A 22,836-nucleotide genomic window follows, 5' to 3' on the forward strand; every position below is an offset into this window, starting at 1 on the left:
TCCGCATAAAAATGTGACTAAGAGACAGTCGCAGGGGAGGGAGTTGGCACCTCCCCCTGACAAGGGGGAGGCCGGGCGGGGGTAGCGGCAGGCGTCGCCGCTCACGCAGTGACGTGGATTTTGTATCGCAACCTATAACAACATCAACATACAACATTGGATGGGGAGAACCCTGGTGAATCAGCACATAGCGAAACTCTGGGATAGTAAGCCAAAATCCGCCGGTTCCCGGGCTCTGAGGTTGGCGGTGACGCTGGCCTGTCTGGGGCTGGCCGGGTGCGCGGTAAAGCCTGAACCGGTAACGACGGAGCAACAGGTGGCGCAGGCGCTCAGCGATCGGACGCAAATGTTCGCCAATCAGGAGCCGGTACGCGGCACCATTACGCTGGACGAGGCGATTGCCCGCGCGCTGAAATATAACCTGCAACAGCGGGTGGCGCTGATGGAGCAGGCGATGGAGGATAACCTGATCGGCGTTTCCAGTCTGGACATGCTGCCCAAGCTGGCGGCGCGGGCCGGGCTGCAAACGCGCAACAACGTGGCCGGCTCCAGCAGTGAGTCGGTGACGACCGGCCAACAGTCGCTGGAAGCCTCCACCAGTCAGGATAAAACCATGCGCACGGCGGATTTGTCGCTGAGCTGGAACGTATTGGATTTCGGCATCAGCTATTTCAACGCCAAAATGCAGGCCAATAAATCACTGGCGGCCGAAGAACGCCGCCGCCGCGTGGTGGCCGATATCACCCGTCAGGTGCGCACCACCTACTGGGAAGCCGCCACCGCCCAGCGTTTACAGCCGGAGGTGACGGCCGCGCTGGTCGAGGCGCGTCAGTCGCTGGAATATGCCCGTCAGACCGAACAACAGCGTCTGTTGGCGCCGGTGGACGCGCTGCGTTTCCAGAAAAATATGCTGGAAATGGTGCGCCAGCTTGAGATCGTCGATAGCGATCTGGTGATGGCCAAATCCCGTCTGGCTTCGCTGATGAACCTGCCGCCGGCCAGTAAATTCGATGTCGTCGTGCCGGCCGAAAGCAGTCTGACGGCGCCGAAACTGGCCTATAGCCTCGACGATCTGGAAAACTTTTCGATGGTGCAGCGTCCGGAAGTACGCGAAGAAAGCTATCAGGCGCGCAACGCGGTGCTGGAAACCCGTAAATCGCTGCTGCGGCTACTGCCGGGCGTGTCGCTGTTCGCCGGCATCAACGGCGATAGCAACAGCTATCTGGTCAATCACCAGTGGGCCAGCGCCGGGTTGCAGGTCAGCGGCAACTTGCTGAACGTACTGTCCTGGTCGCCGGTAAAACGCGCCGGCGAAGCCAATGAGGAACTGGCGCAGGCGCGGCGTCAGGCGCTGCGGATGGCGGTGCTGACGCAGGTGAACGTGGCGTGGCAGGAGTATCAGCAAAGCACGCGCATGTTCAGCCGCTATCAGGAACTGGCCCGCATTCAGCGCGGTATCCTGAATCAGACCGAGCTGAGCGTGCGCAATCAGGCGGCGACGCAAATGGAACAGGCGCGCGTCAGCACGGAAACCATCCTCACCACCCGCGCGCGCGACCGCAGTTTCGCGGACGTACAAAACGCCTTAGGCGCGGTATATCAGGCCGCCGGTCTGGATGTGCTGCCGGATAACGTCGGCGATACCAGTCTGGCCGCATTGAGCAATACCATTGCCCGCACCACCGGTAATATCGAAACCGGCCGCGTACCGGTGCCGCGTCTTTCCCTGGCTGCGCCGACGGCGGTCGCCGCCGCGCCGACGCCGGCTGCCAAACCGGCCGCGGTCGTTACGCCGCCGGGCGCCATCGCCGGCAAACCCTATCGCAGCGTGAACACCGATATGTGGGATAACCTGCAATCGTTGCAATCCGGGGGATCGCACTGATGAAAGCGCAGCGGTTTCTGCTGGTCGGGGCGTTGCTGACGCCCTTGTGGGGACAGGCGGCCGGCGGCAATGATATTCGCGTACAGCTTAGCGCGTTGCGTTACACCACGCTCTCCAGCGAGATTGCGGCTAAAGTCACGGATATCGCGGTGAAAGAGGGCGAACACTTCAAACAGGGCGATACGCTGCTGACCTTTGACTGTACGGTGCTGAAAGAAAAGCTGAATTATTCCGCCGCCGCCGAAAATGCGGCGCGGAAGAAACTGGCCATCGCCAACCGGCTGGATAAGCTCAATTCAATCAGTCTGTCCGACGTGGATCAGGCCCGTTCGGCGGTATCCATGGCGCAGGCGGAAACCGGCGTCAACCGCGCCATGCTGCAACGCTGCGTCATTAAAGCGCCGTTTTCCGGCCGGGTGACGGAAAGCAAAGTGAAGCGCTGGGAGTCGGTGCCGGAGGGCAAGGAACTGCTGTCGATTTACGATGACAGCGCCTTTGAGCTGGAAATGATCGTGCCGTCGCGCTGGCTGGTGTGGCTTAAACAGGGCAATGCTTTTCAGGTGACGCTGGATGAAACCGGGCTGAGCTATGCGGCGGAAATCAGCCGCATCTCCTCGGCGGTGGAGCCGGTGAGTCAATCGGTGAAAGTGTTCGGCCGCATCACCCAATCCACCGCCGGGCTGCTGCCGGGGATGAGCGGGGCGGCGCAAATCGCGCCGCCGGACGGCGGCCAACCATGAGCGCGCTTTTGTTATGACCAACGCAGGCAACGAACAGGATACCCGCCTGGCGCTGCTGGCTGAGCTGTTGCAGTTACAAAGCCGCGCCAGGGCTCGGGAAACGCAGGATGAACTGGCGTTTTTCATCGTTAATGAAACGCACAATCTGGTGAAGTATCGCCAGGCGCTGCTGTGGGATTGTGAAAAACAGCGCCTGCGCGCGGCGTCCGGGCTGGCGGCTCTCGATGACAACGCGCCGTTTTGCAGCGCATTCAGCCGCCTGTGTCGCCAGTGGCAACAGGAAGATCGGCAAACGCAGGCTTTAAGCTGGCGCGATCTGCCGGCCGACGACCAATCGCTCTGGCAGGAATATTTGCCGGAATTTGTATTGTGGCTGCCTTTACGGCGACCGCAGGGAGAACGGCCGCTGGCGCTGATTCTGGCGCGCGACCGCGCCTGGCGGCCCGCCGAGCTGGTGCTGTTGGAAAAGCTGGCCGACGCCTATTCCCATGCCTGGCTTGGCTTACGCAAAAACCGGCGCGGCAACGGCGCCGCCCCGCCTAAGCGGCGTCGTCTGCTGTTGGCGGGTGTAGTCGCGTTGCTGCTGATTATGCTGATCCCGGTGCGGCAATCGGTACTGGCGCCGGCGGAGATCGTCGCGCATCGTCCGGTGATGGTGCGCGCGCCGGTGGCCGGGGTAGTAGACGATATTCTGGTTCGCCCCAATCAGCAGATCGCGGCAAATCAGCCGCTGGTGCGGCTGGATGCCCGCGAACTTGAAAACCGGCTGGAGTCGGCGCGGCAGACGTTCGCCGGCGCCGATGCGCAGTACCGGCAGGCCCAGCAGCAGGCGCTGTTTGACGCCAATAGCAAGGCCAGTCTGGCGGTGCTGCAAAGCCGGCGGGAGCAGGCGCGTAGCGATGTGGATTTTCTGCAACGGCAGCAGGCGCGTATGCAACTGGTCTCTCCGCGCGACGGCGTGGCGATTTTTGATGACGTCAGCGACTGGATCGGACGATCGGTGTCGATCGGCGAGCGGATCATGATGGTTGCCGATCCGCACGATGTCGAGCTGGAGATCCAACTGCCCGCCGCCGACGCCATCGCGCTGGAGAAAGGGGCCGATGTGCGCCTATTCCTTAACGTTGCGCCCAATGCGGCGCAGTCGGCGCGGCTTGAGCATATCGGCTATCGTTCCGCCCCCACCCCGGACAACATTATGGCCTATCGGCTGCGGGCTCGCTTTACGCAAACGGATCCGCTGCTGCGCGTCGGGTTGAAAGGGACGGCGAAAGTGTACGGCCAGCGCACGGTGCTGTTCGTCTATCTGTTGCGTAAACCGTTGACGACGCTGCGTGTGTGGCTGGGCGTGTGATGAAGATCGAGGGGACTAACCCGCCCTGTACCCGGCTTAGTCCGCTGCGGGACGAACTGATCCTGCATGCCGGGCCGTCCAACCGGGACGGATCGCCCAGTTGGACGCTGGAAGATCCGCTGCGCGGCCTGTTTTTCCGCCTCGGCTGGGCGGAAATGGCGATGTTGTCGCACTGGTCGCTGGGCGAGGCGGACAAGATCGCCGCCGCCATTCGCCGGACGTCGACGCTGAACCTTGACGACGACGAGGTGGCGCATTTTAGCCGTTTCTTGCAGGCCAATAGCCTGACGCGGGCATCGGGCGACGAGGCGCTGGCGCAGTTCGGCCGGCAGTTGGCGCGAACGCAGGTCTCCGTATGGCGTAAATTGCTGAAGAACTACCTGTTTTTCCGTATTCCGCTGTGGCATCCCGATCGTTTTCTGTCCGCCAGCTTAGCGTGGGTGGCGCCGTTGTTCAGCCGCGCCTTTTTAACGCTGACGCTGATGGCGGCGCTGCTGGGGCTGTTTCTGGCCGGGCGGCAGTGGGAAACCTTCAAGCATACCTTTTTGCATTTTTTTACCCTGGAAGGGGCGGCGCTGGCGGGCCTGACGCTCTGTTTCACCAAAGTTCTGCATGAGCTGGGACACGCCTATACCTGCAAGCGCTTCGGCGCCAACGTCGCCGCTATGGGCGTGGCCTTTCTGGTGATGATGCCGGTGCTGTATACCGATACATCCGGCTCATGGAAACTGACCCGCCGCCGGCAGCGGATGGCGATCGGCGCGGCCGGCATGGCGACCGAACTGACGCTGGCCGCCTGGGCGACGCTGGCCTGGAGCTTCCTGCCGGACGGCATGCTGCGCAGCGCGGCCTTTATGCTGGCCACCACCACCTGGATTATGACGCTGGCGATCAACCTCAGTCCCCTGATGCGTTTCGACGGCTATTTTTTGCTGTCCGACTGGCTTCAGATACCGAATCTGCAACAGCGGGGTTTTGCCATCGGCCGCTGGCGGATGCGCGAATGGTTGTTCGGACTGGGGGATGAAGCGCCGGAACCGTTTCCCCGCTGGTTGCGGCGCACGCTGGTCGGCTACGCCTTCTGCGTGTGGGTCTACCGGTTCTTCCTGTTTACCGGTATCGCCATCCTGGTTTATCACATGGCGTTTAAACTGCTGGGCATCCTGCTGTTCGCGGTTGAGATCGGTTATTTCGTCATCATGCCCGTGGTTAATGAACTGCGCGAGTGGAGTAAACGCCGCAAGGATTACCGTATGAACCGTAATATGATCGTGACGCTGACCTCCGTTTGCGTATTGCTGCTGCTGTTGGCTATTCCCTGGCAGAACACCGTGTATGCGCCGGCGCTGCTGCGCGCCGAACAGCAAAGCAGCGTGTATATGCCGTTGCCGGCCATGATTGAGCGCATCGAGGTGCGGGTCGGCCAGTCCGTCGTGGCCGGGCAGCCGTTGTTTACGCTGTCGGCCGATGCGCTGCTGCATGAACAACAGCAATTGGCGCGGCAAATCGCCACGCTAAGCTGGCAGGGCGCGTTTCAGGTGTTTAATAAAGAGGCCGCGGGCGAGCATCTGCGGGTGAAGCAGGAACGTGAAGCGGCCGAGCAAAAGCTGGCGGTATTGAAACGTCAGTCGGCGCAATTGACGGTGCGCGCGCCGCTGAACGGCGTGGTGGCGGATATCGCCGAGCCGCTGGCCGCCGGCGAATGGCTGGCGCAGGGCGAATGGCTGGCGGTGGTGGTCAAACCGTCAGGCGGTCTGGTGGAAGCCTTTGTGTCGGAAAAGGACTGGCAACGGCTGAAGGTCGGCGGGAAAGGGCGTTTTTATCCGCAGGATGTCAGCCGCGACGCTTTGCCGCTCACCATTGTGGATATCGATCATACCGCCACCCGTGATCTGAGCGCCGTACCGGAGCTGGCCTCGACTTACGGCGGCGATATCGCCGCCTTAAGCGATGCGCAGCGCAAGCTGCATCCTGAGCAGGTGGTTTACCGCATCCTGTTGAGTCTGCCTGCCGACAGCGGCCGTCAACAGCAGATGTTGCGCGGCACGGTGGCGCTGGACGGCGACGCGCAAAGCCTGCTGGCGCGCGGCTGGAAGGTGGTCTCGGCGGTATTGATACGGGAACTGGCGTTTTAACGCCGCGCGGTTATGCGCCGTCAGCGTCTTGCGATAAGCAATACCGGCGATGGCCGGGCGGCATTAACCACAGCCCGGCCGTTCAGACGGAAAAACCGTAGCGGGTGCCGTCGGGCAGCTCAATTTCGAGGTGCAGTTTAGCGACGGTGGCTTCAACGTAACGCTTCAGCGATGACAGTTTCAGATCGCGGCCTCGCTTTTCCATAGCGGCGCCGATCCGCGTTCTTTCAGCACCATAACGGATAAATAACGGCGGCCAAGCCGGAGAAACAAAATCGGGTACGCGCTGCGCAAAAAGAGCGGTCTGTCTGCGCACGATAATTTTTTAATAATTAATAAATAGTTTAACGGTGATAAATAACGTCTTTTATCTGAGGTGCGAATGATTATTTCTGAGAGATAAAACAGGTCAATCTTCATTTTATTGCCTGATGAAATATCCCGATGGCAATAATTTGAAGGTGGGCGAGGCGGACATCCCCTATTTTAATTCGGCTGTACGGGGAATGTTAATATTAGCGTTTTCAGTAAAACGAGTTTAATTCCACAGTTTTTTTACTGTTTTTCGTTAACACGCGCGTCCCTTTTTTATGATTCAGTATTTTTCCAATCGCCAGCGTGGTTACAAAAAGAGCGTTCCTCAAAAAATAAGCCGTTTCGCGGGGATTTTTGGCCGTTACGCTGAATATCAAGAGGATTGACTGTGAAGAAAAGCATCTTGTTGCTAATAATGGGTACAGTACTGGCGCCCTACGGCTATGGCACGCAGAATAACGCCGTATCGCTATCCGTTTCCGGTATGAACGCGGTACTGGATAATGGCTCGCTGAAAGTTGAATTCAGAGAGGACGGCAGCGCGGCGAGCATCATTAAAGACGGGGTGAATATTATTGCCAACCTTTCCGGCGCGCAGCGAGATCCCAGTAAGACACGCAGCGCTTATCTCGATTATTACGTTAAAGGGGTAAAGGATTTCACGCCCGAGCGAGTCGAGGTAATCAGCAATAGCCGTGATATGGCCCATATTGCTTATATCGATGATAAGGAAGGGCTGTTGCGCCTCGAATATCATCTGATTATTCGCCGCGGCGTGAGTGGTATTTACAGTTATGTGGTGGCGGAAAATAACGGCGCTCAGGATGTAAAAGTCAGCGAACTACGTAACGTATACCGTTTCGATCCGGCGCGGCTTGATCATCTCTATAACGGCGTTCGCACGGGGAAGCCGTTGCTTTACCGCCAGCTTGAACAATTACCGAAAGTGCAGGATGAAACCTGGCGTTTGCCTGACGGCCATGTGTATTCCAAATATGATTTTGCCGGTTATATGCGACAAACGCCTTTCTGGGGCGTGTTCGGTCATGGCGTGGGCGCCTGGCTGATTCACGGCAATACCGAGTATTTTTCCGGCGATGCGCTCAAACAGGATCTGCTGGTTCATCAGGACGCCATTATTCTCAATTATATGACCGGCGCGCATCTAGGCACGCCGGACATGATCGCCACGCCGGGCTGGAAAAAATTCTACGGCCCGTGGTTGCTGTATATCAATCAAGGCGATGAACGGCAGGTGATCGCCGACGCCCGACGCCAGTCGGCGACGGAAAAAGTCTCCTGGCCTTATCGCTGGCTGAACGATGCGCGTTATGCCGCGGATCGCACCCAGGTCAGCGGACAAGTGAATGCGCAACAGCCGGCGACGGTGGTGCTTTCGTCATCCCTGGACGAGCCGTTTGATTTGCAGACGCGCGGTTATTCCTATCAGGCCGACACGGACAGTCAGGGGAAATTCCGCATCGACCATGTGCGGGGCGGGGAATATCAGCTGGTCGTCTATGCCAATAGCGGTACGCAACCCGGCGTGCTGGCGCGGCAGAGGGTAAAAATTAACGGTGCGAGTCAACGGCTGCCGGATATATCCGTCCCCGCCGCTGCGCCGGTTATCTGGGCCATCGGCCAGGCGAACCGGCAGGCCGGCGAGTTCCGCTTCGGCAACGAAGCGCGTAATTACCGCTGGCAAAATGCGGTGCCGGCGGATCTGGTCTTTGATATCGGTCGCAGCGACTATCAGCGGGAGTGGTATTACGCCCAGACCAAACCGGGGAAATGGGATATCCGCTTCGCCATGCGGCCGGAAAAGAAAACCTATTACCTGAATATTGCTCTGGCCGCGGCCAGTAATTTCGGCATGACCGACGCCACCACGCCTGAACTCGCGGTGCTGGTTAATGGCAAAAACGTGGCGACGCTGAAATATGAGAACGATAAAGCCATTTATCGCGGGGCGTTAAACAGCGGCCGTTATCATTTCGAGCGAATTCCCGTCGACGCCGGATTACTGCGCAACGGAAATAATCGCATCTCGCTTAAATTGCAGGGCGGCAGCCTGATGTATGACATCGTCACGTTCAGCGAAGAGTAATCACTGTTTTCTGATAAATCCGATTAATTATTAATAATGAGATAATAATGAAAACTTCAAATAAAGCATTGATTGCGGCTTCCCTGTCGCTGGTTTTCGTCGGGCAGGCGAGCGCCGATGTGGTATTAAGAAATGTGTCGATGGATTATCGGCATGAATATCGACTACGGGACCGGACGCACTACGATAAGCTGACGCTGGCGACGCAACTTCCCAATGATTTTTCATTCGCGGTGGAAACCAAATTTAAAACCGGCGGTTCCAACGTTAAGGATAAGGCCTATAAAGATCCGGTATTAAATGCGGTGGAAATGACGCTGGCGAAAAAATATCAGTTTGGCAACTGGACGATATCGCCGTTATTTCAGCCGGAGTTTAATTCCACTCGCACCGAGTGGAAATTCGGCGTGTCGCCCTGGTATAAAATTAATGACAGCTGGTCGGTCGGCGGGTTATATCGCCTGGAGTTGACCGATTATGCGCATGACAGCGAATGTACCAAAGTGGGGACGGTGTGTACCACCAATAAGCATCGCACCGTTAATCGGGTAGACGGTTATTTACGTTATCGAAACGGCGATCTGACCACCACCTATAAGATTATCTTTCAGCACGGCGATGAAAACTTATTCGCCAAAAAGAAAAATAATTATGAACAGGAGCTACAGTTCAATTATGCCCTGGGCGATAAAAAGGAGTGGAGTCCCTATATCAGCTTTGGCGATATCAATCGTTCTTCCCAATCCAGCGAGCGGCAACTTCGGCTGCGTGCCGGGGTAGCTTATACCTTTAAATAACCGCATCAAAACACAGGGCGCCCGGTGAAGCATGCCGGGCGCCCTGCATTTATTAATGCGCGCCGCTGCGCGAAGCGCCGACCCCGGTCTGGGAACGCACGAACTGCGAATGGAAGCGGGCGCGATCCTGCTGGCCGCTTGCCGAGCGATCCGTTATCGAGAACAGCCAGATGCCGATAAAGGCCGCCAGCATCGAGAACAGCGCCGGATATTCATACGGATAGATAGGCGTCGCGTGGCCGAGGATTTTCACCCACACCGTCGGCCCCAGGATCATCAGGATCACCGCCGTCAGCAACCCGGCCCAGCCGCCCACCATCGCGCCGCGGGTGGTGAGTTTCGACCAGTACATCGACAGCAGAATAATCGGGAAGTTACAGCTGGCGGCGATGGAGAAGGCCAGCCCCACCATAAAGGCGATGTTCTGATTTTCAAACAGAATGCCGAGCGCGATGGCGACGATGCCCAGCACCAGCACGGTGATTTTCGACACTTTCAGCTCATTACGCTCGGTGGCTTTCCCTTTCTTGATGACGTGGGAATAGAGGTCATGGGAAACCGCCGAAGCGCCCGCCAGCGTTAACCCCGCCACCACCGCCAGAATGGTGGCGAAGGCGACGGCGGAGATAAAGCCGAGGAAGAAGTTGCCGCCCACCGCGTCCGCCAGATGCACCGCCGCCATGTTGTTGCCGCCGATAAGCTGGCCGGTCGCATCCTTAAAGTCCGGATTGGCGCTGACCAGCAGGATGGCGCCGAAGCCGATGATAAAGGTGAGAAAGTAGAAATAGCCCATAAAGCCGGTGGCGTAGAACACGCTTTTGCGCGCCTCTTTGGCGTCGCTCACGGTGAAGAAGCGCATCAGGATATGCGGCAAGCCGGCGGTGCCGAACATCAATCCCAGCCCTAGCGACAGCGCGGATATCGGGTCGGACACCAGTCCGCCGGGGCTCATGATGGCCGCCCCTTGCGGATGGACGGCCATCGCCTGCTTAAACAGGCCGTCGAAGCTGAAGTTGACGGCTTTCATCACCATCACCGCCATAAAGGTGGCGCCGAACAGCAGCAGCACCGCCTTGATGATCTGTACCCAGGTGGTGGCCAGCATGCCGCCGAACATCACATACATCACCATCAGGATCCCCACCAGCACCACCGCAATATGGTAGTTAAGGCCGAACAGCAGTTCGATCAGCTTGCCGGCGCCGACCATCTGGGCGATCAGGTACAGCGCCACCACCACCAGCGAGCCGCAGGCGGACAGGCTGCGAATCGGTCTCTGCCCTAGCCGGTATGAAGCCACGTCGGCAAAGGTGTAACGTCCCAGATTACGCAGGCGTTCGGCGATTAAAAACAGAATGATCGGCCAGCCGACCAGAAAACCGAGCGAGTAGATCAGGCCGTCATAGCCGGAGGTGTAAACCAGCGCCGAGATGCCGAGAAAGGACGCCGCCGACATATAGTCGCCGGCAATCGCCAGCCCGTTCTGAAAGCCGGTAATATTCCCCCCGGCGGTATAATAATCGCTGCGCGAGCGCGTGCGTTTGGAGGCCCAGTAGGTGATATACAGCGTGGCGCCGACAAACAGCAGGAACATCACGATGGCCTGAATATTCAGCGGCTGACGCTGAACGTCGCCGGTCAGGGCATCGGCGGCCAGCGCCGCCGGCGCTGAGGCGAGCAGCCCGAACAGCATAATAAGACGTGTATTCATGGCTTTACCTCATCCAGTAACCGTTTGGTCAGGCGATCGAATTCCCCGTTGGCGCGGTAGACATAGATGCCCGTCAGCACAAAGGAGGTCACAATCAAACCTACGCCCAGCGGGATGCCGCGGGTAATGCTGGAGCCGGGTGCTATCGGCGTTCCCAGCCAGCCCGGCGCGAAGGCGATCAGCAGAATAAAGCCGACGTAAAGCGCCAGCATGATAAGGGAAAGCAAGGCGGCGAAGCGCTGTCGTTTATTCACCAGTTCTCTGAACAGCGGGTTACTTTCAATCCGTTGATAAATGGCGTCATTCATCGTAAGTCTCCGGTAATCTGTTGGTGGGGCAGCGTTGTGTCAGGCCGTCGCTCCACCCGGCGCGTACGACGGGCGGGGCGAGTTTCGTCGGAGGATCATTGGGAAGCGGCGCTCATGGCCTGCTTTTCTTCCAGCAGCTTTTCGACCACGCCGGGATCGGCCAGCGTCGAGGTGTCTCCCAGGTTGCTGGTATCGCCGGCGGCGATTTTGCGCAGAATACGGCGCATGATCTTGCCCGATCGCGTTTTCGGCAACGAGTCGGTCCAGTGGAGTATGTCGGGGGTGGCGATCGGGCCGATTTCCTTGCGTACCCAGTTGCGAACTTCCTGATACAGCGCGCCGGAGGGCTCTTCGCCGTGATTCAGCGTGATATAGGCATAAATCGCCTGGCCTTTCAGGCTGTGCGGGATGCCCACCACCGCCGCTTCGGCGATTTTGGGATGAGCCACCAGCGCGGATTCGATTTCCGCCGTACCCAGCCGATGGCCGGATATGTTCAGCACGTCATCGACGCGGCCGGTGATCCAGTAGTAGCCGTCTTCGTCGCGACGGGCGCCGTCGCCGCTGAAGTACATGCCTTTAAAAGTGGAAAAATAGGTTTGCTCGAAACGGTCGTGATCGCCGAACAGGGTGCGCGCCTGACCGGGCCAGGAGTCGGTAATCACCAGATTACCCTCGCTTGCGCCTTCCTGCGGATTGCCCAGATTATCCACCAGCGCCGGCTGAACGCCGAAGAAAGGGTAGGTCGCCGAACCGGGTTTGGTTTCGATGGCGCCGGGCAGCGGGGTGATCATCAAGCCGCCGGTTTCCGTCTGCCACCAGGTATCGACGATCGGACACTGGCCGTTGCCGATGGTATTGAAGTACCACTCCCAGGCTTCCGGGTTGATCGGCTCACCGACGGAACCCATGATTTTCAGCGAAGCGCGCGAGGTGCCTTCGATGGCCTTGGCGCCTTCCGCCATCAGGGCGCGGATCGCCGTGGGGGCGGTGTAGAGAATATTAACCTGATGTTTATCGACCACCTGCGCCATGCGCCGGGCATCCGGCCAGTTGGGTACGCCTTCGAACATCAGCGTAACGGCGCCGCAGGCCAACGGGCCGTACAGCAGATAACTGTGGCCGGTGATCCAGCCGACGTCGGCGGTACACCAATAGATATCGCCCGGATGATAGTCAAAAACGTATTTGAAGGTCAGCGCGGCATACACCAGATAGCCGCCGGTGGTATGCAACACGCCTTTGGGCTTGCCGGTGGAACCGGATGTATAGAGGATAAACAGCGGATCTTCCGCGTTCATCTCCGTCGGCGGACAGCGATCGTCGGCCTGTTCGATCAGATCGTGCCACCAGCGATCGCGGTCGGCGAACCATTGCGTTTCTTTCCCGGTTCTGCGCAATACGATAACGTTGGCGATGGTGTCGACGCCCGGATTGTTCAGCGCTTCATCAATATTTTGCTTAAGCGGGATAACGCGTCCGGCGCGGATGCCCTCGTCGGCGGTAATCACCAGTTTGGCGCTGGAGTCGATGATGCGCCCGGCGATGGCTTCCGGGGAAAAACCGGCGAAAATCACCGAGTGAACGGCGCCGATGCGGGCGCAGGCCAGCATGGCCACCGCCGCTTCCGGCACCATCGGCATATAGATGGCGACCACATCGCCTTTTTTTATTCCCAGTGATTTCAGTGCATTAGAAAAACGGCAAACCGACTGGTAAAGCTCGCGGTAGGTAACCTTTTTACTTTCTTTGGCGTCGTCGCCCTCCCAGATTATCGCCGTCTGATCGCCGCGTTCGGCCAGATGACGATCGAGACAGTTGGCCGCCACGTTTAGCGTACCGTCTTCAAACCAGCGAATCCGAATATGACCGGGATCAAATGAGGTGTTTTTTACCTGCTGATAAGGTTTGATCCAATCAACAATTTTTCCCTGTTCGCGCCAGAAAGCGGCAGGATCGTCAATGGAATGCCGGTACATTTGTTGATATTGGTCGGCGTTTATCAGGGCATTTTCCGCAATGGCGGCTGGTATGGCGTGTTTATGATATTGAGTCATGTGCGCTTCTCCTTAACCATGTTAAGGATATGTCAACAAATGGTTAACGGTAGTGGACAAGTAAGCTTTGTTTCTTTTTTGAGCGACAGATCACGCAATGTGCCAGAAGCAATAAAGGCATGACTTGAAGAATAAGGTGAATAATTGAGGAAAATAAGTCACTTGCTAAATCTTGAGGTGCTACTGTTGGTGATATATGTCACACTATAAAAAATTATAAGAATTATTCCCTGTCGTGTTATGAATATAACGATCAATCTATTGTTTTCAATAGATTACATCTATTGTTATCAATGTTTTGATCGTCCTTTACGATCAAACCGTATAAAGATATCCTTTATTCCGCCGATAGTGACATGACTATTCAGGTTATATTTTTATCCGGAGTCGCTATTTGGAGTTATCTGATTATCAGTTGACGAAATGTATGGATAATCGGCATGTATTTCAGGCTTCTTCATTAAGGTCGTCAAGCCATCGATTAGAAATAGATGTAAATGGTTTGAGTATCGGACAGGAAAATCCGCTTTTTATTTTTTGTTTTTTATTCAGCAGGATCCGGTTTTCAGAACTAAACAACTTAGATAATTACATTATGCCGGAGCACCCCTGGGGATGCCGGTGAGTTGAGTGCTTATCGTTAGGCGGTTGCCGTTTGGATTTTGTCGTCAGCCTTTACCGATACATGAAGCAGAGGGAAATAATGAGTCTGATATTCGGCCGGAACGAGATCATAGGCATGCTCAGCCAACCCGTTCAGAATGAACGGCGGGCTGTCGCAGTTATTGATGAGTCGTGCAAAGTTGTTTGCGCCAACTCTGCTTTCAATGCGCATTTCGGGCTGCGTACTGAAATGAATACCCCGATCTCTATCGATGACGTCCTGCCGATTAGCGTGAAGTTCGCTTACCAAAATTTTATGATGGACTCCAATGTATTAAGCACGCATGTCGTGTCGGATCTGTTGTCCGACGGCTTTACGAAAAAGCGGCTTGGGACGTTATCCTTTTCCAAACTGAATGTTGGGAATCGCGTGCTATCGCTGTTGATCCTCAATCAGGACGAGCCCTCCGCGGACCTGGTTTCTTAAGCGCGGGGCATTGCTGGTTACCCGCCTGTCGTCGGTGATTGCAGCGCTCGCTGCAATCCGCTCTCCTGATAAGCGTAAAGTCAGATGTGATGCGCAGTGATGTCAGTAACGTTAATTGTATTGGTCTGGTATTGGTATTGTAATGGTTGCTTCTTTTTTTTCACGTCAGCGTTTTTTAGCCTGAAATCTATAATCAGGACTTATTAATCCGCTTTGCAGCGCGGCAAAAGGTTAATCGTTTCCTGCCTTATACTTTTATCCGCCAACGGGTTTGAGACATAAAGCCGTTCCAATGACTATTGATATTCGTGTCCTGACAAAAAATAATCAACCAGGAAGAGACAGGATGGGTTGCCAGACGATATTGAGGTTAATTTTTTTAAAAATGATTAATTATTTTTGATTTATTTGTTTGTTAAGAAGTTTCTTAAATGCGGCGCTGTCATTGCGTTGTTTGCCGTCGCCTGTTTTTTTAAAAAAGCATTTTTTGATAAATATTGGATGCGGCGTATTCATCGATTTCTGAAGACCTTTATTATTCTTCCCGTGCTCCTGTATCGTCCAGATTGCGTGACGGCCATCCATCCCTGAGAGTTTCTTATGCTTTTATCGCTTTGATAGTTCAAGCGGCAGGGCGTTGGCTATATTACTCGCGCTGTCCTGGGCCTCGTCTGGCGTGGTCGCAGAAATCGATGGTGGTTAGTCCGCACGAAACCCGCACTGCGCTGGCGACATTCCTTTACCCGATTGACTCGAATTATGTTGGGTATGATTTCTCAATTGTTAATTTTTGTCATTTCTGAGAAGCCGCCCCGGGGGGATTATGGCTGACATGCGCCTGATTGCTATATATGCATACAATTAAAGAGCATGTTATTAACATTGCATCTTCCCCTAACATTCTGAAAACGATGCGGCCCGTGAGTGTTCGTTTATGTCGTTGCGCCAGCGCTGCGGCGATGCTCTCTGCAATGATAATTAATTCTAATATGAAGCGGCAAGCTACCTCGTTGTTGCGCTATGGCGGCGATGCTCGAGTGGCTTCATCGGGTTTTAAGCTTATATTCATATGCGGCGACTGGCAGGCGGATGGCGGCCAATAAAAAACCCGCTGGCGTTTCTATGCTAAAACGCGAAGAATAAGTCGTCTCGCAGCCGAAACCGCGCCGCTCGTTCCATACCTTTCATGCTGAAATTTATTGAGTATTTCCGCATTTTTACCTTTAGCTTTGGTTTTACGTATACAGGACGTCATCATGCAGTTACTGAATCTGAAACAAGCTCGATTTTTGAGCTTTTTCTTTATTATGGGGGGCTTGTTACTGTTGTTGCCCTTGCGTCTGTTGGCTTGTTTTATCGCCGGTTTTCTGGTTTATGAGATCGTCAATCTGCTGACGCCGTATTTTCAGAAAGTGATTAGCGGCAAACGAGCCAGATGGATGGTGGTGGCGATTATCAGTACGTTAGTGGTCAGCTTACTGAGCCTGCTTTTCGGCAGTCTGGTGGGCCTGCTGATGCAGGAAATGAAAGACACCACGGCATTTAATACGCGTATTGCCTACATCCTCAACGATATCCAGCAGCAACTGATGGTGTATTTACCGGGATATTTGCCGGTCAGCGTGGAAGAACTGCAACATGAGTTTTTGCAGTGGGTACAGCAGCATATCGCGATCCTGCAAAATATGGGGAAAAGCTTCCTGCACGGTTTTGTCACCATGCTGATCGGGATGGTGCTGGGGGCGATTATCTCTTTGTATAATGTGGAAAATAACGATGATAAACCGCTGCTGAAGGCGGAATTGCTGCGCCGGGTCGCGCTGTTGTCCGCGTCATTCCGCAACATCGTTTTCGCCCAGGTAAAAATTTCGCTGGTGAATACCGTGTTGTCCGCCATTTTCATCCTTGGCGTGTTTCCCTGTTTCGGCGTTCACCTGCCATTCTCTAAGACGCTGGTGGTGTTGACGTTTGTTTTCGGTTTGTTGCCGGTGATTGGCAATTTGATCTCCAACTCCATCGTCTTTATTTCCGCTTTATCCATCTCCCTGCCGATCGCGCTGATTGCGCTGGTGTACCTGATGCTGATTCATAAGCTGGAGTATTTCCTCAATGCGCAGATTGTCGGCACCCGCATCAAGGCCCACGCCTGGGAGATCTTGCTGGCGATGCTGGTATTCGAAGCGGCGTTCGGCCTGTCCGGCGTGATTGCCGCGCCGATTTATTACGCTTACCTGAAGAGCGAGCTGAAAGAGGCGTCATTGATTTAAGCCGGAAGGTTGCAGGCAGCCGCCTGCAACCTGATGACGGTATTACCGCTCGTCGGGGATGGCTTTCAATCTTGAGACGCGGCCGCGAATAAACAAGGCGGGGATTATCGCGGCGAAGAAGCACATCGCCACCATGTAAAAGCCATCCTGATAGGCGAACATCTGTGCTTTAGACGCCAGCGTGCGTTGCATAAATTCCATGACGCCGGGATTGGCGCCGAGCGGTTCGCCAAACGGGTTGCCCCAATGGGCGTATAACCCGTTGAGCTGACGGATGGCGTCCGTACCGACGGCATTGCCCCGAGTCAGCGATTCAGCCAGTATCTCCCCGTGTAAGGCGCCGCGGCGTTCAATAAAGACCGACAGCAGGTTTACCCCCAGCGCGCCCCCCAACTGACGGATAAAGTTCAGGCTGCCCGCGCCCAGTACGCTGCCCAGCAGGCATCCACCGCAATATCGACTTTTTGTCCGACTTTAACCTTTTCGATGGCCGTTTCTTTGATATTGGCTTCAACCCACAGATTCAGGGGATCGTGTACCATCATGACCCACTGCCCCTCCTGAATGTAATCGCCGACGTTGCCGAACGTCCGATCCACCACGCCGTTCACCGGCGATCGCAGCGCGCGATCGGCGATGTCCTGCTTCAATTGATCCGCCTGAGCCAGCAAAGCGAGCCGCTGCCGGCGTTCCATCTCGATTTGCCGATCCAGCACCGTCAGGTCATTGCGCGGCGCCTGTCGGGATACCCGCTGCGCCCGGCTGTAATCGATCTGCGCATCCGCGGCGGCCAGGCTGCCTTCCAGCGCCGCCAGCCGCAGTTTGGCGTCCCGGTCGTCGATCTGCGCCAGGATCTGATCTTTTTTGATCTCATCGCCGTCGATCACCGGACGCGCGGTTAGCCATCCGCTTTCCCGGCTGGCGAGGGAGATGACTTCGCCGACGATATGCGCATCGCTCTCGTTAATATGCGTCAGGCGCTGGTGCAGCCAGAAAACCAGGCCAGATCAAGACGAGCGTCAGGATCAATAGGCCGGACAACAGCATGATCCGGCGGCGGCGATGCCAATGCTGGAATGAACGGACAAATTTGCTGCTCATATATCGCTTCGTTCAATAGCGGACAGGTTGGCGATGACGTGTTCCACGGCTTGATTCACCTGGGCGATGTTTTCTTCGCTGAGGCCGTTTAAGGCTTTGATTCGCACCTGCCTGGCGATGTCCTCAACATTTTTGACCTGTTCGACGCCCTGCGGGGTGAGATGGATTTCCTTAATCCGGCGGTCCGCTCCTTCGCGGCGTTCGATCAGCCCCTGCTTTTGCAGATTGTCCAATAGCCGGACGACGGCGGAAGCTTCAAAGCCGATGGCTTCCGCCAGTTCCTTTTGATTCATGGGCGTCGTTGAGCGGGAGATATGCAGCAGCGGTAGCCAGGTGGCTTGCGTCAGCCCATAAGGCTGTAATTCTCTATCGATAACGCGACGCCATAGACGAGTGCTATGTCCCATCAGGAGCGCGAATCGGCGACGTGGGGAGGATTTCGCTATAGACATTAGGGGATATGATTATTAATTGACATGTCAACTAATTATCTATGCAACTAATGACATGTCAATTAATTTTATTGAAGCCCGCAGCCGGCGTTATGGATTTGGCACCGCCCTTTGCAGGGGAGGGAGTATGCTCCTCCCCCTGACAAGGGGGAGGCTGGGAGGGGGGAGCAACCGGCGTCGTCAGCGCAGCGATTGACCCCACCCCGATCCTCCCCTTCGCAGGGGAGAGAGTAAGCTCCTCCCGCTGACAAGGGGGAGACGGGAAGGGGTAGCAACCGGGGCTGTCAGCGCAGTGATGGACCCCATCCTGACCCTCTCCTTCGCAGGGGAGGGAGTCGCTCCTCCCCCTGACAAGGGGGAGGCCGGGAGGGGGTAGCAACCGGGGCTGTCAGCGCAGTGATTGACCCCACCGACTCTCCCCTTCGCAGGGGAGGGTGTTTAGCTCCTCCGGCTGACAAGGGGGAGTCGGTGATGGAGCTTGCGTCGATCAGGAATGGCTGGCGCTGGATTCTGGTTCGGCAATATCCATTTCGGCGTCGCTGTTTTCCTGCTCCGGGGAATCTTGCTCTTGCGCCGCGTTGTCCTCAACGACATTCTCTTGCCACGGCGTTTCCGGCGCGGCCTCAGGTTCATCGGCCGATTCAATCGGCGCCGCCAGCGGGGACTCCTCTTCGCTCAGTCCGTTGATTTTGGTCGGGATACCGCTGCGTAGCTGAAGCGCTTTGTCGAGCTGGCTCTGATTGGTGCTGGCATCGGCGACCACTTTGCCGACGCTGGCGCTAATGGTCAGCGGCGCGGGCGCGTCGGAGTTAAACTCTTCTATCGTTCGCGACAGCGGATGGTGTACTTCCACATAGCGGGAACCGTCCGGTTCCACCGTGGCCTTGATCGGTTCGTTGATGAACTGTACGCGCGTGCCGACCGGGACGTTGTCGAACAGATATTTAATATCGTCCGCCCGTAAACGCACGCAGCCGTGGCTGACGCGCAGACCGATGCCAAAATTGGCGTTGGTGCCGTGGATGGCGTACAGACGGCCGATATAGAGCGCGTAAAGCCCCATCGGGTTGTCCGGGCCGGCCGGGAACACTTTCTGCAAGGTTTCGCCGCGGGCGGCATATTCCGCATGCATCGCGGCGGTCGGCGTCCAGGTCGGGCCGGCTTTTTTACGCTGCACGGAGGTGATCCAGTTAATCGGCGTATCTTTACCTAACTCGCCAATGCCAATCGGTAACACCACGACGGTTTTGCTGCCTTTGGGATAGTAATATAAACGCATTTCAGCGCTGTTAATCACGATGCCTTCACGCGGCGCGTTCGGCAGAATCAACTGATGGGGAATAACCAGCGTGCTGCCCGGCGTCGGCAGGTAAGCGTCAACGCCTGGGTTGGCTTCCATCATATTGCTCAGTCCCATTTGATACTGGGCGGCAAAATGTTCCAACGGCAGCGTACTGTCCGACGGGATAGTAATTTCCAGATTTTCTCCCACCAGTCGGCTATTGGCCGCCGGCAGAGGATAGACAACGGCAAAGGCGGCCTGGCTGAATGCCGCAGCAGCTACAACCAGAGTTAGGATCGCGCGAATACTCATTTTCATGTCTTTATTAGAAGGATAAATGCCATACCAGAAAGACGATATCTGGTTTGTTCTGGGTTCATGAACCGGATGCGCATTATATGTGCAGAATGGCGCCGGAGGGAAATAACATGTGTAACTAATCACACATTTTTTGCAACCAGCCAAGGATGTTCTTACTTGTTTTGCCGACGCGATCGAAAAAACACGGCGATATTCCATCACCGTGTTCCGGTTTGCGTTAAATAAAACGGCTGAGAAATGCCTGGGTGCGCGGATGCTGCGGATTGACCAGAACATCCTCCGGCTTGCCCTGTTCCACCACCACGCCCTGATCCATGAAAACCACCCGGTCCGCGGCTTCCTTGGCAAAACCGATTTCATGCGTCACCACAATCATGGTTAACCCCTGCAACGCCAGGTCTTTCATGGTGGATAACACTTCGCCCACCAGCTCGGGGTCCAGCGCGGAGGTCGGTTCGTCAAACAGCATCAGTTTGGGGCGAATGGCCAGCGCCCGCGCGATGGCGACGCGCTGCTGTTGTCCGCCGGACAGATGGCGGGGATAGGCGTCCGCTTTATGGCTGAGCCCGACGCGCTCAAGCAGTTCCAGCGCATAGGCCCGCGCTTGCTGACGGTTTTGCTTATGAACGCCAATCGGCGCTTCAATGATGTTTTGCAGCACGGTCATGTGAGGGTAAAGGTTAAATTGCTGAAAAACCATCCCGATCTCGCTGCGCTGATGGGCGATCTCACGGGGCGACAACGGATAGAGTTTCCCTCCCCGCAGTTGATAACCGATCTGTTCGTCGCCCATCATGATATAGCCTTCGTCCATCTCTTCCAGATGGTTGATACAGCGCAGGAAGGTCGATTTTCCTGAACCGGAGGGACCCAGAACCACCACCACTTCACCGGCGTGGACATCTAAATCGATGCCCTTCAGCACGTGGTTATCGCCAAAATGCTTATGGACGTTGCGCGCCTTTATCAGCGGCCGATCGCCGGTCAGTACGGTTTCCTCGGCGGATAGATGAAGTTTAGTCATGGGGTTGGTTGGTCCTTACCGATCGCATCATTCAACACATTCGCTTTTGCCGGCCCGGTGCGGCGGGTTTCCGACGCCGGGCGGCGAATACCGCGCGAATAGTAACGTTCAATGGCGGATTGGCCGATATTCAGCAGAGAGGTGATAAATAAATACCAGATAACCGCGACCATCAGCATCGGGATCACTTCAAACGTACGGTTATAGATGGCCTGTACCGAGTAAAGCAGATCGCCCATCGCAATCACGCTGACCAGCGATGTCGCTTTAATCATGCTGATTAACTGGTTGCCGGTCGGCGGTATAATGGCGCGCATCGCCTGGGGAATGATGATCCGTCGCAGCGCGCGGCTCCGGCTCATGCCAAAGGCCTGACTGGTTTCCACCTGACCATTATCCACGGACAGCAGTCCGCCGCGGATGATTTCCGCCATATAGGCGGCTTCGTTCAGCGCCAGACCGGCAATCGCCGCCGTCAGCGGCGTGATCAGGTCATTGGTGTTCCAACTTATCCACTCCGGTCCGAACGGGATGCCCAGCGATACCCGAGGGAAAAGGGTGGAGAGGTTGTACCAGAAAATCAGCTGTACCAGCAGCGGCGTACCACGGAAAAACCAGATATAAAGGCCGGAAAGCCCGCTCAGCAGCACGTTCGAAGACAGCCGGGCTATCGCCAGCAGCAGGCCGAGCGCCACGCCGATCGCCATGGAAACCACCGTCAGCCCCAGGGTAACGCTTAAGCCCTCCATAATGGTTTTTTCAGTGAACCACTGATAAACCACGGGCCACTCAAAGTTTTTATTGGTGCTGACTGACCATATAACATAAGCCGCGATAATCAGCGTGAACGCCCATGACAGCCGCTGTCTGACGCGGCTGGGCGGTTGGGCTCTGGCTACATTTCTCAGCGCATCCACAGTCGAAGAATTCCTCTTGTTGTCGATGTTATGACTCATAACGGCAGCGTTACTGTTTTCCCGCCAGGTTAATGCCCGGCGCCGGCAGCATGTTTCCTTCCAGATGCCATTTTTTCATGATGGCGGCGTAGGTGCCGTTATCAAACAGCAGTTGATAGGCTTGCAGAATAACCGGCGCCAGCGGGGAGTCTTTGGCGAAAACCGAACCTTGATACAGATCGGCAAAGCCGTTGTGCTGACCGGTGCCGGACAGTTCCAACTGGCCGTTGGTCTGATCGACAAAGTAGGTGAGCGGCGCCTGTGAAGAGAAGAACGCATCGGCTCGCCCTGAGCGAACCGACAGGATGGACGTCGGCTGGTCGGTATAAGACTGGATCGCCACCGCCGGTTTGCCGGCGTCGGTACAGGCTTTCGACTGTTTCACTATCACCTGTTCCGCGGAGCCGCCGGCCATGACGGCGATACGCTTGCCGCAGGTATCGTCCAGCGTGTTGATTTTTTCCGGATTGCCGGAACGAACGGCAAACACCACGAACTCACGCACGAAATCGACGAAATCATTCTTTTCCTGACGCGCCGGGAAATCGCCAATCGGCCCGATGGCGAACTGATAGCGACCGGACTGAATGCCGCTCAGCAGGCTGGATAGGCCGCTGACGGAAGCGTGTTCGATTTTAACGCCCAGCACTTCGCCCAATGCCTTCGCCAGATCGGCGCTGGCGCCTTCCAGCGAGTGCGTGCCGCTGACGATTTCATACGGAGGAAAGGAGCCATTGTTCACGGCCTTGAGCACGCCGGCCTTTTTGATATCGTCCGGCAAACGGGCGCGCAGACCGTCATTCACCTGCTGGGGGGAAATCTCGGGCGTCGTCGCGGCGAATACGCCGGCAGAAAAGAGTAAACCTGTTAGCAGAGCAGTTTGCCCCAACTGTTTCATTTTCATCGCTCAATCTCCTTCGCCCTCTGGAAAGCA

The 22,836-nt window shown here is 56.1% G+C and carries 18 protein-coding genes and 1 pseudogene; 8 read left to right on the plus strand and 11 right to left on the minus strand.

Features of this window, described 5'->3' with window-relative positions; all coding sequences use genetic code 11:
- The first annotated feature begins 175 nt into the window (after positions 1–175).
- Genes ABRZ26_RS10665 through ABRZ26_RS10680 form a run of 4 tightly spaced genes read left to right on the plus strand, consistent with a single transcriptional unit; the run spans position 176 to position 6,114 of the window.
- The gene (locus tag ABRZ26_RS10665; protein WP_413556167.1) at positions 176–1,885 is read left to right on the plus strand and encodes a TolC family protein; all 1,710 of its coding nucleotides are present in this window, start codon (positions 176–178) and stop codon (positions 1,883–1,885) included.
- Positions 1,885–2,625, plus strand: coding sequence for an efflux RND transporter periplasmic adaptor subunit (locus ABRZ26_RS10670; protein ID WP_319604237.1), 741 nt, complete (start codon positions 1,885–1,887; stop codon positions 2,623–2,625). Before ABRZ26_RS10665 ends, ABRZ26_RS10670 begins: the two co-directional genes overlap by 1 nt.
- 13 nt (positions 2,626–2,638) lie before the next feature.
- Positions 2,639–3,979 carry an efflux RND transporter periplasmic adaptor subunit gene (locus tag ABRZ26_RS10675; protein ID WP_319604238.1) on the plus strand — a complete coding sequence of 447 codons (1,341 nt, stop codon included), beginning with the start codon at positions 2,639–2,641 and terminating at the stop codon, positions 3,977–3,979.
- Complete coding sequence (locus tag ABRZ26_RS10680) at positions 3,979–6,114, plus strand: HlyD family efflux transporter periplasmic adaptor subunit (RefSeq protein ID WP_319604282.1); 2,136 nt, start codon at positions 3,979–3,981, stop codon at positions 6,112–6,114. Before ABRZ26_RS10675 ends, ABRZ26_RS10680 begins: the two co-directional genes overlap by 1 nt.
- Positions 6,115–6,196: 82 nt before the next feature.
- Here the strand turns inward: ABRZ26_RS10680 and proR are convergent.
- A pseudogene (proR, locus tag ABRZ26_RS10685) lies at positions 6,197–6,325 on the minus strand (transcriptional regulator ProR); the annotation flags it as partial.
- 492 nt (positions 6,326–6,817) lie between these two features.
- Here proR and ABRZ26_RS10690 point away from each other — a divergent pair.
- The gene (locus tag ABRZ26_RS10690) at positions 6,818–8,536 is read left to right on the plus strand and encodes a polysaccharide lyase family protein (protein WP_319604239.1); all 1,719 of its coding nucleotides are present in this window, start codon (positions 6,818–6,820) and stop codon (positions 8,534–8,536) included.
- Positions 8,537–8,583: 47 nt separating this feature from the next.
- Positions 8,584–9,333, plus strand: coding sequence for an oligogalacturonate-specific porin KdgM family protein (locus ABRZ26_RS10695; protein WP_319604240.1), 750 nt, complete (start codon positions 8,584–8,586; stop codon positions 9,331–9,333).
- A 52-nt stretch (positions 9,334–9,385) separates the two neighbouring features.
- On the opposite strand, the gene actP is transcribed toward ABRZ26_RS10695, so the two are convergent.
- From actP to acs, 3 genes are all read right to left on the minus strand, one after another.
- The gene (gene actP / locus ABRZ26_RS10700; RefSeq protein ID WP_319604241.1) at positions 9,386–11,044 is read right to left on the minus strand and encodes a cation/acetate symporter ActP; all 1,659 of its coding nucleotides are present in this window, start codon (positions 11,042–11,044) and stop codon (positions 9,386–9,388) included.
- Complete coding sequence (locus tag ABRZ26_RS10705) at positions 11,041–11,352, minus strand: DUF485 domain-containing protein (RefSeq protein WP_319604242.1); 312 nt, start codon at positions 11,350–11,352, stop codon at positions 11,041–11,043. The genes actP and ABRZ26_RS10705 overlap by 4 nt, the downstream gene beginning before the upstream one ends.
- Before the next feature lie 95 nt (positions 11,353–11,447).
- Complete coding sequence (gene acs / locus ABRZ26_RS10710) at positions 11,448–13,409, minus strand: acetate--CoA ligase (protein ID WP_319604243.1); 1,962 nt, start codon at positions 13,407–13,409, stop codon at positions 11,448–11,450.
- A gap of 703 nt (positions 13,410–14,112) precedes the next feature.
- Here acs and ABRZ26_RS10715 point away from each other — a divergent pair.
- Both ABRZ26_RS10715 and ABRZ26_RS10720 read left to right on the plus strand, forming a co-directional pair.
- The gene (locus tag ABRZ26_RS10715) at positions 14,113–14,499 is read left to right on the plus strand and encodes a transcriptional regulator (protein ID WP_319604283.1); all 387 of its coding nucleotides are present in this window, start codon (positions 14,113–14,115) and stop codon (positions 14,497–14,499) included.
- 1,256 nt (positions 14,500–15,755) lie between these two features.
- Complete coding sequence (locus ABRZ26_RS10720) at positions 15,756–16,766, plus strand: AI-2E family transporter (RefSeq protein WP_319604244.1); 1,011 nt, start codon at positions 15,756–15,758, stop codon at positions 16,764–16,766.
- A gap of 42 nt (positions 16,767–16,808) precedes the next feature.
- Here ABRZ26_RS10720 and ABRZ26_RS10725 read toward each other — a convergent pair whose 3' ends face one another.
- From ABRZ26_RS10725 to ABRZ26_RS10755, 7 genes are all read right to left on the minus strand, one after another.
- On the minus strand, positions 16,809–17,159 hold the full coding sequence (locus ABRZ26_RS10725) for a hypothetical protein (RefSeq protein WP_319604245.1): 351 nt from the start codon (positions 17,157–17,159) through the stop codon (positions 16,809–16,811).
- Between the two features lie 14 nt (positions 17,160–17,173).
- Positions 17,174–17,653: an efflux RND transporter periplasmic adaptor subunit gene (locus tag ABRZ26_RS10730; RefSeq protein ID WP_319604246.1), complete on the minus strand. Its 480-nt coding sequence runs from the start codon at positions 17,651–17,653 to the stop codon at positions 17,174–17,176.
- Positions 17,654–17,863: 210 nt separating this feature from the next.
- Positions 17,864–18,274, minus strand: a complete 411-nt coding sequence (locus tag ABRZ26_RS10735; protein ID WP_319604247.1) for a MarR family winged helix-turn-helix transcriptional regulator — start codon at positions 18,272–18,274, stop codon at positions 17,864–17,866.
- Between the two features lie 532 nt (positions 18,275–18,806).
- On the minus strand, positions 18,807–19,913 hold the full coding sequence (locus tag ABRZ26_RS10740; protein WP_319604248.1) for a L,D-transpeptidase family protein: 1,107 nt from the start codon (positions 19,911–19,913) through the stop codon (positions 18,807–18,809).
- Positions 19,914–20,139: 226 nt separating this feature from the next.
- Positions 20,140–20,946, minus strand: coding sequence for an amino acid ABC transporter ATP-binding protein (locus ABRZ26_RS10745; protein WP_319604249.1), 807 nt, complete (start codon positions 20,944–20,946; stop codon positions 20,140–20,142).
- Entirely contained in the window at positions 20,943–21,902 is a 960-nt protein-coding gene (locus tag ABRZ26_RS10750) for an amino acid ABC transporter permease (RefSeq protein ID WP_413556165.1), read from the minus strand. The genes ABRZ26_RS10745 and ABRZ26_RS10750 overlap by 4 nt, the downstream gene beginning before the upstream one ends.
- A gap of 10 nt (positions 21,903–21,912) precedes the next feature.
- Positions 21,913–22,806, minus strand: coding sequence for an ABC transporter substrate-binding protein (locus tag ABRZ26_RS10755; protein ID WP_319604251.1), 894 nt, complete (start codon positions 22,804–22,806; stop codon positions 21,913–21,915).
- Between the last annotated feature and the right edge of the window lie 30 nt (positions 22,807–22,836).

Origin of the sequence: Brenneria sp. L4-2C (genome assembly GCF_040240335.1) — a bacterium.
Taxonomy (GTDB): domain Bacteria; phylum Pseudomonadota; class Gammaproteobacteria; order Enterobacterales; family Enterobacteriaceae; genus Brenneria.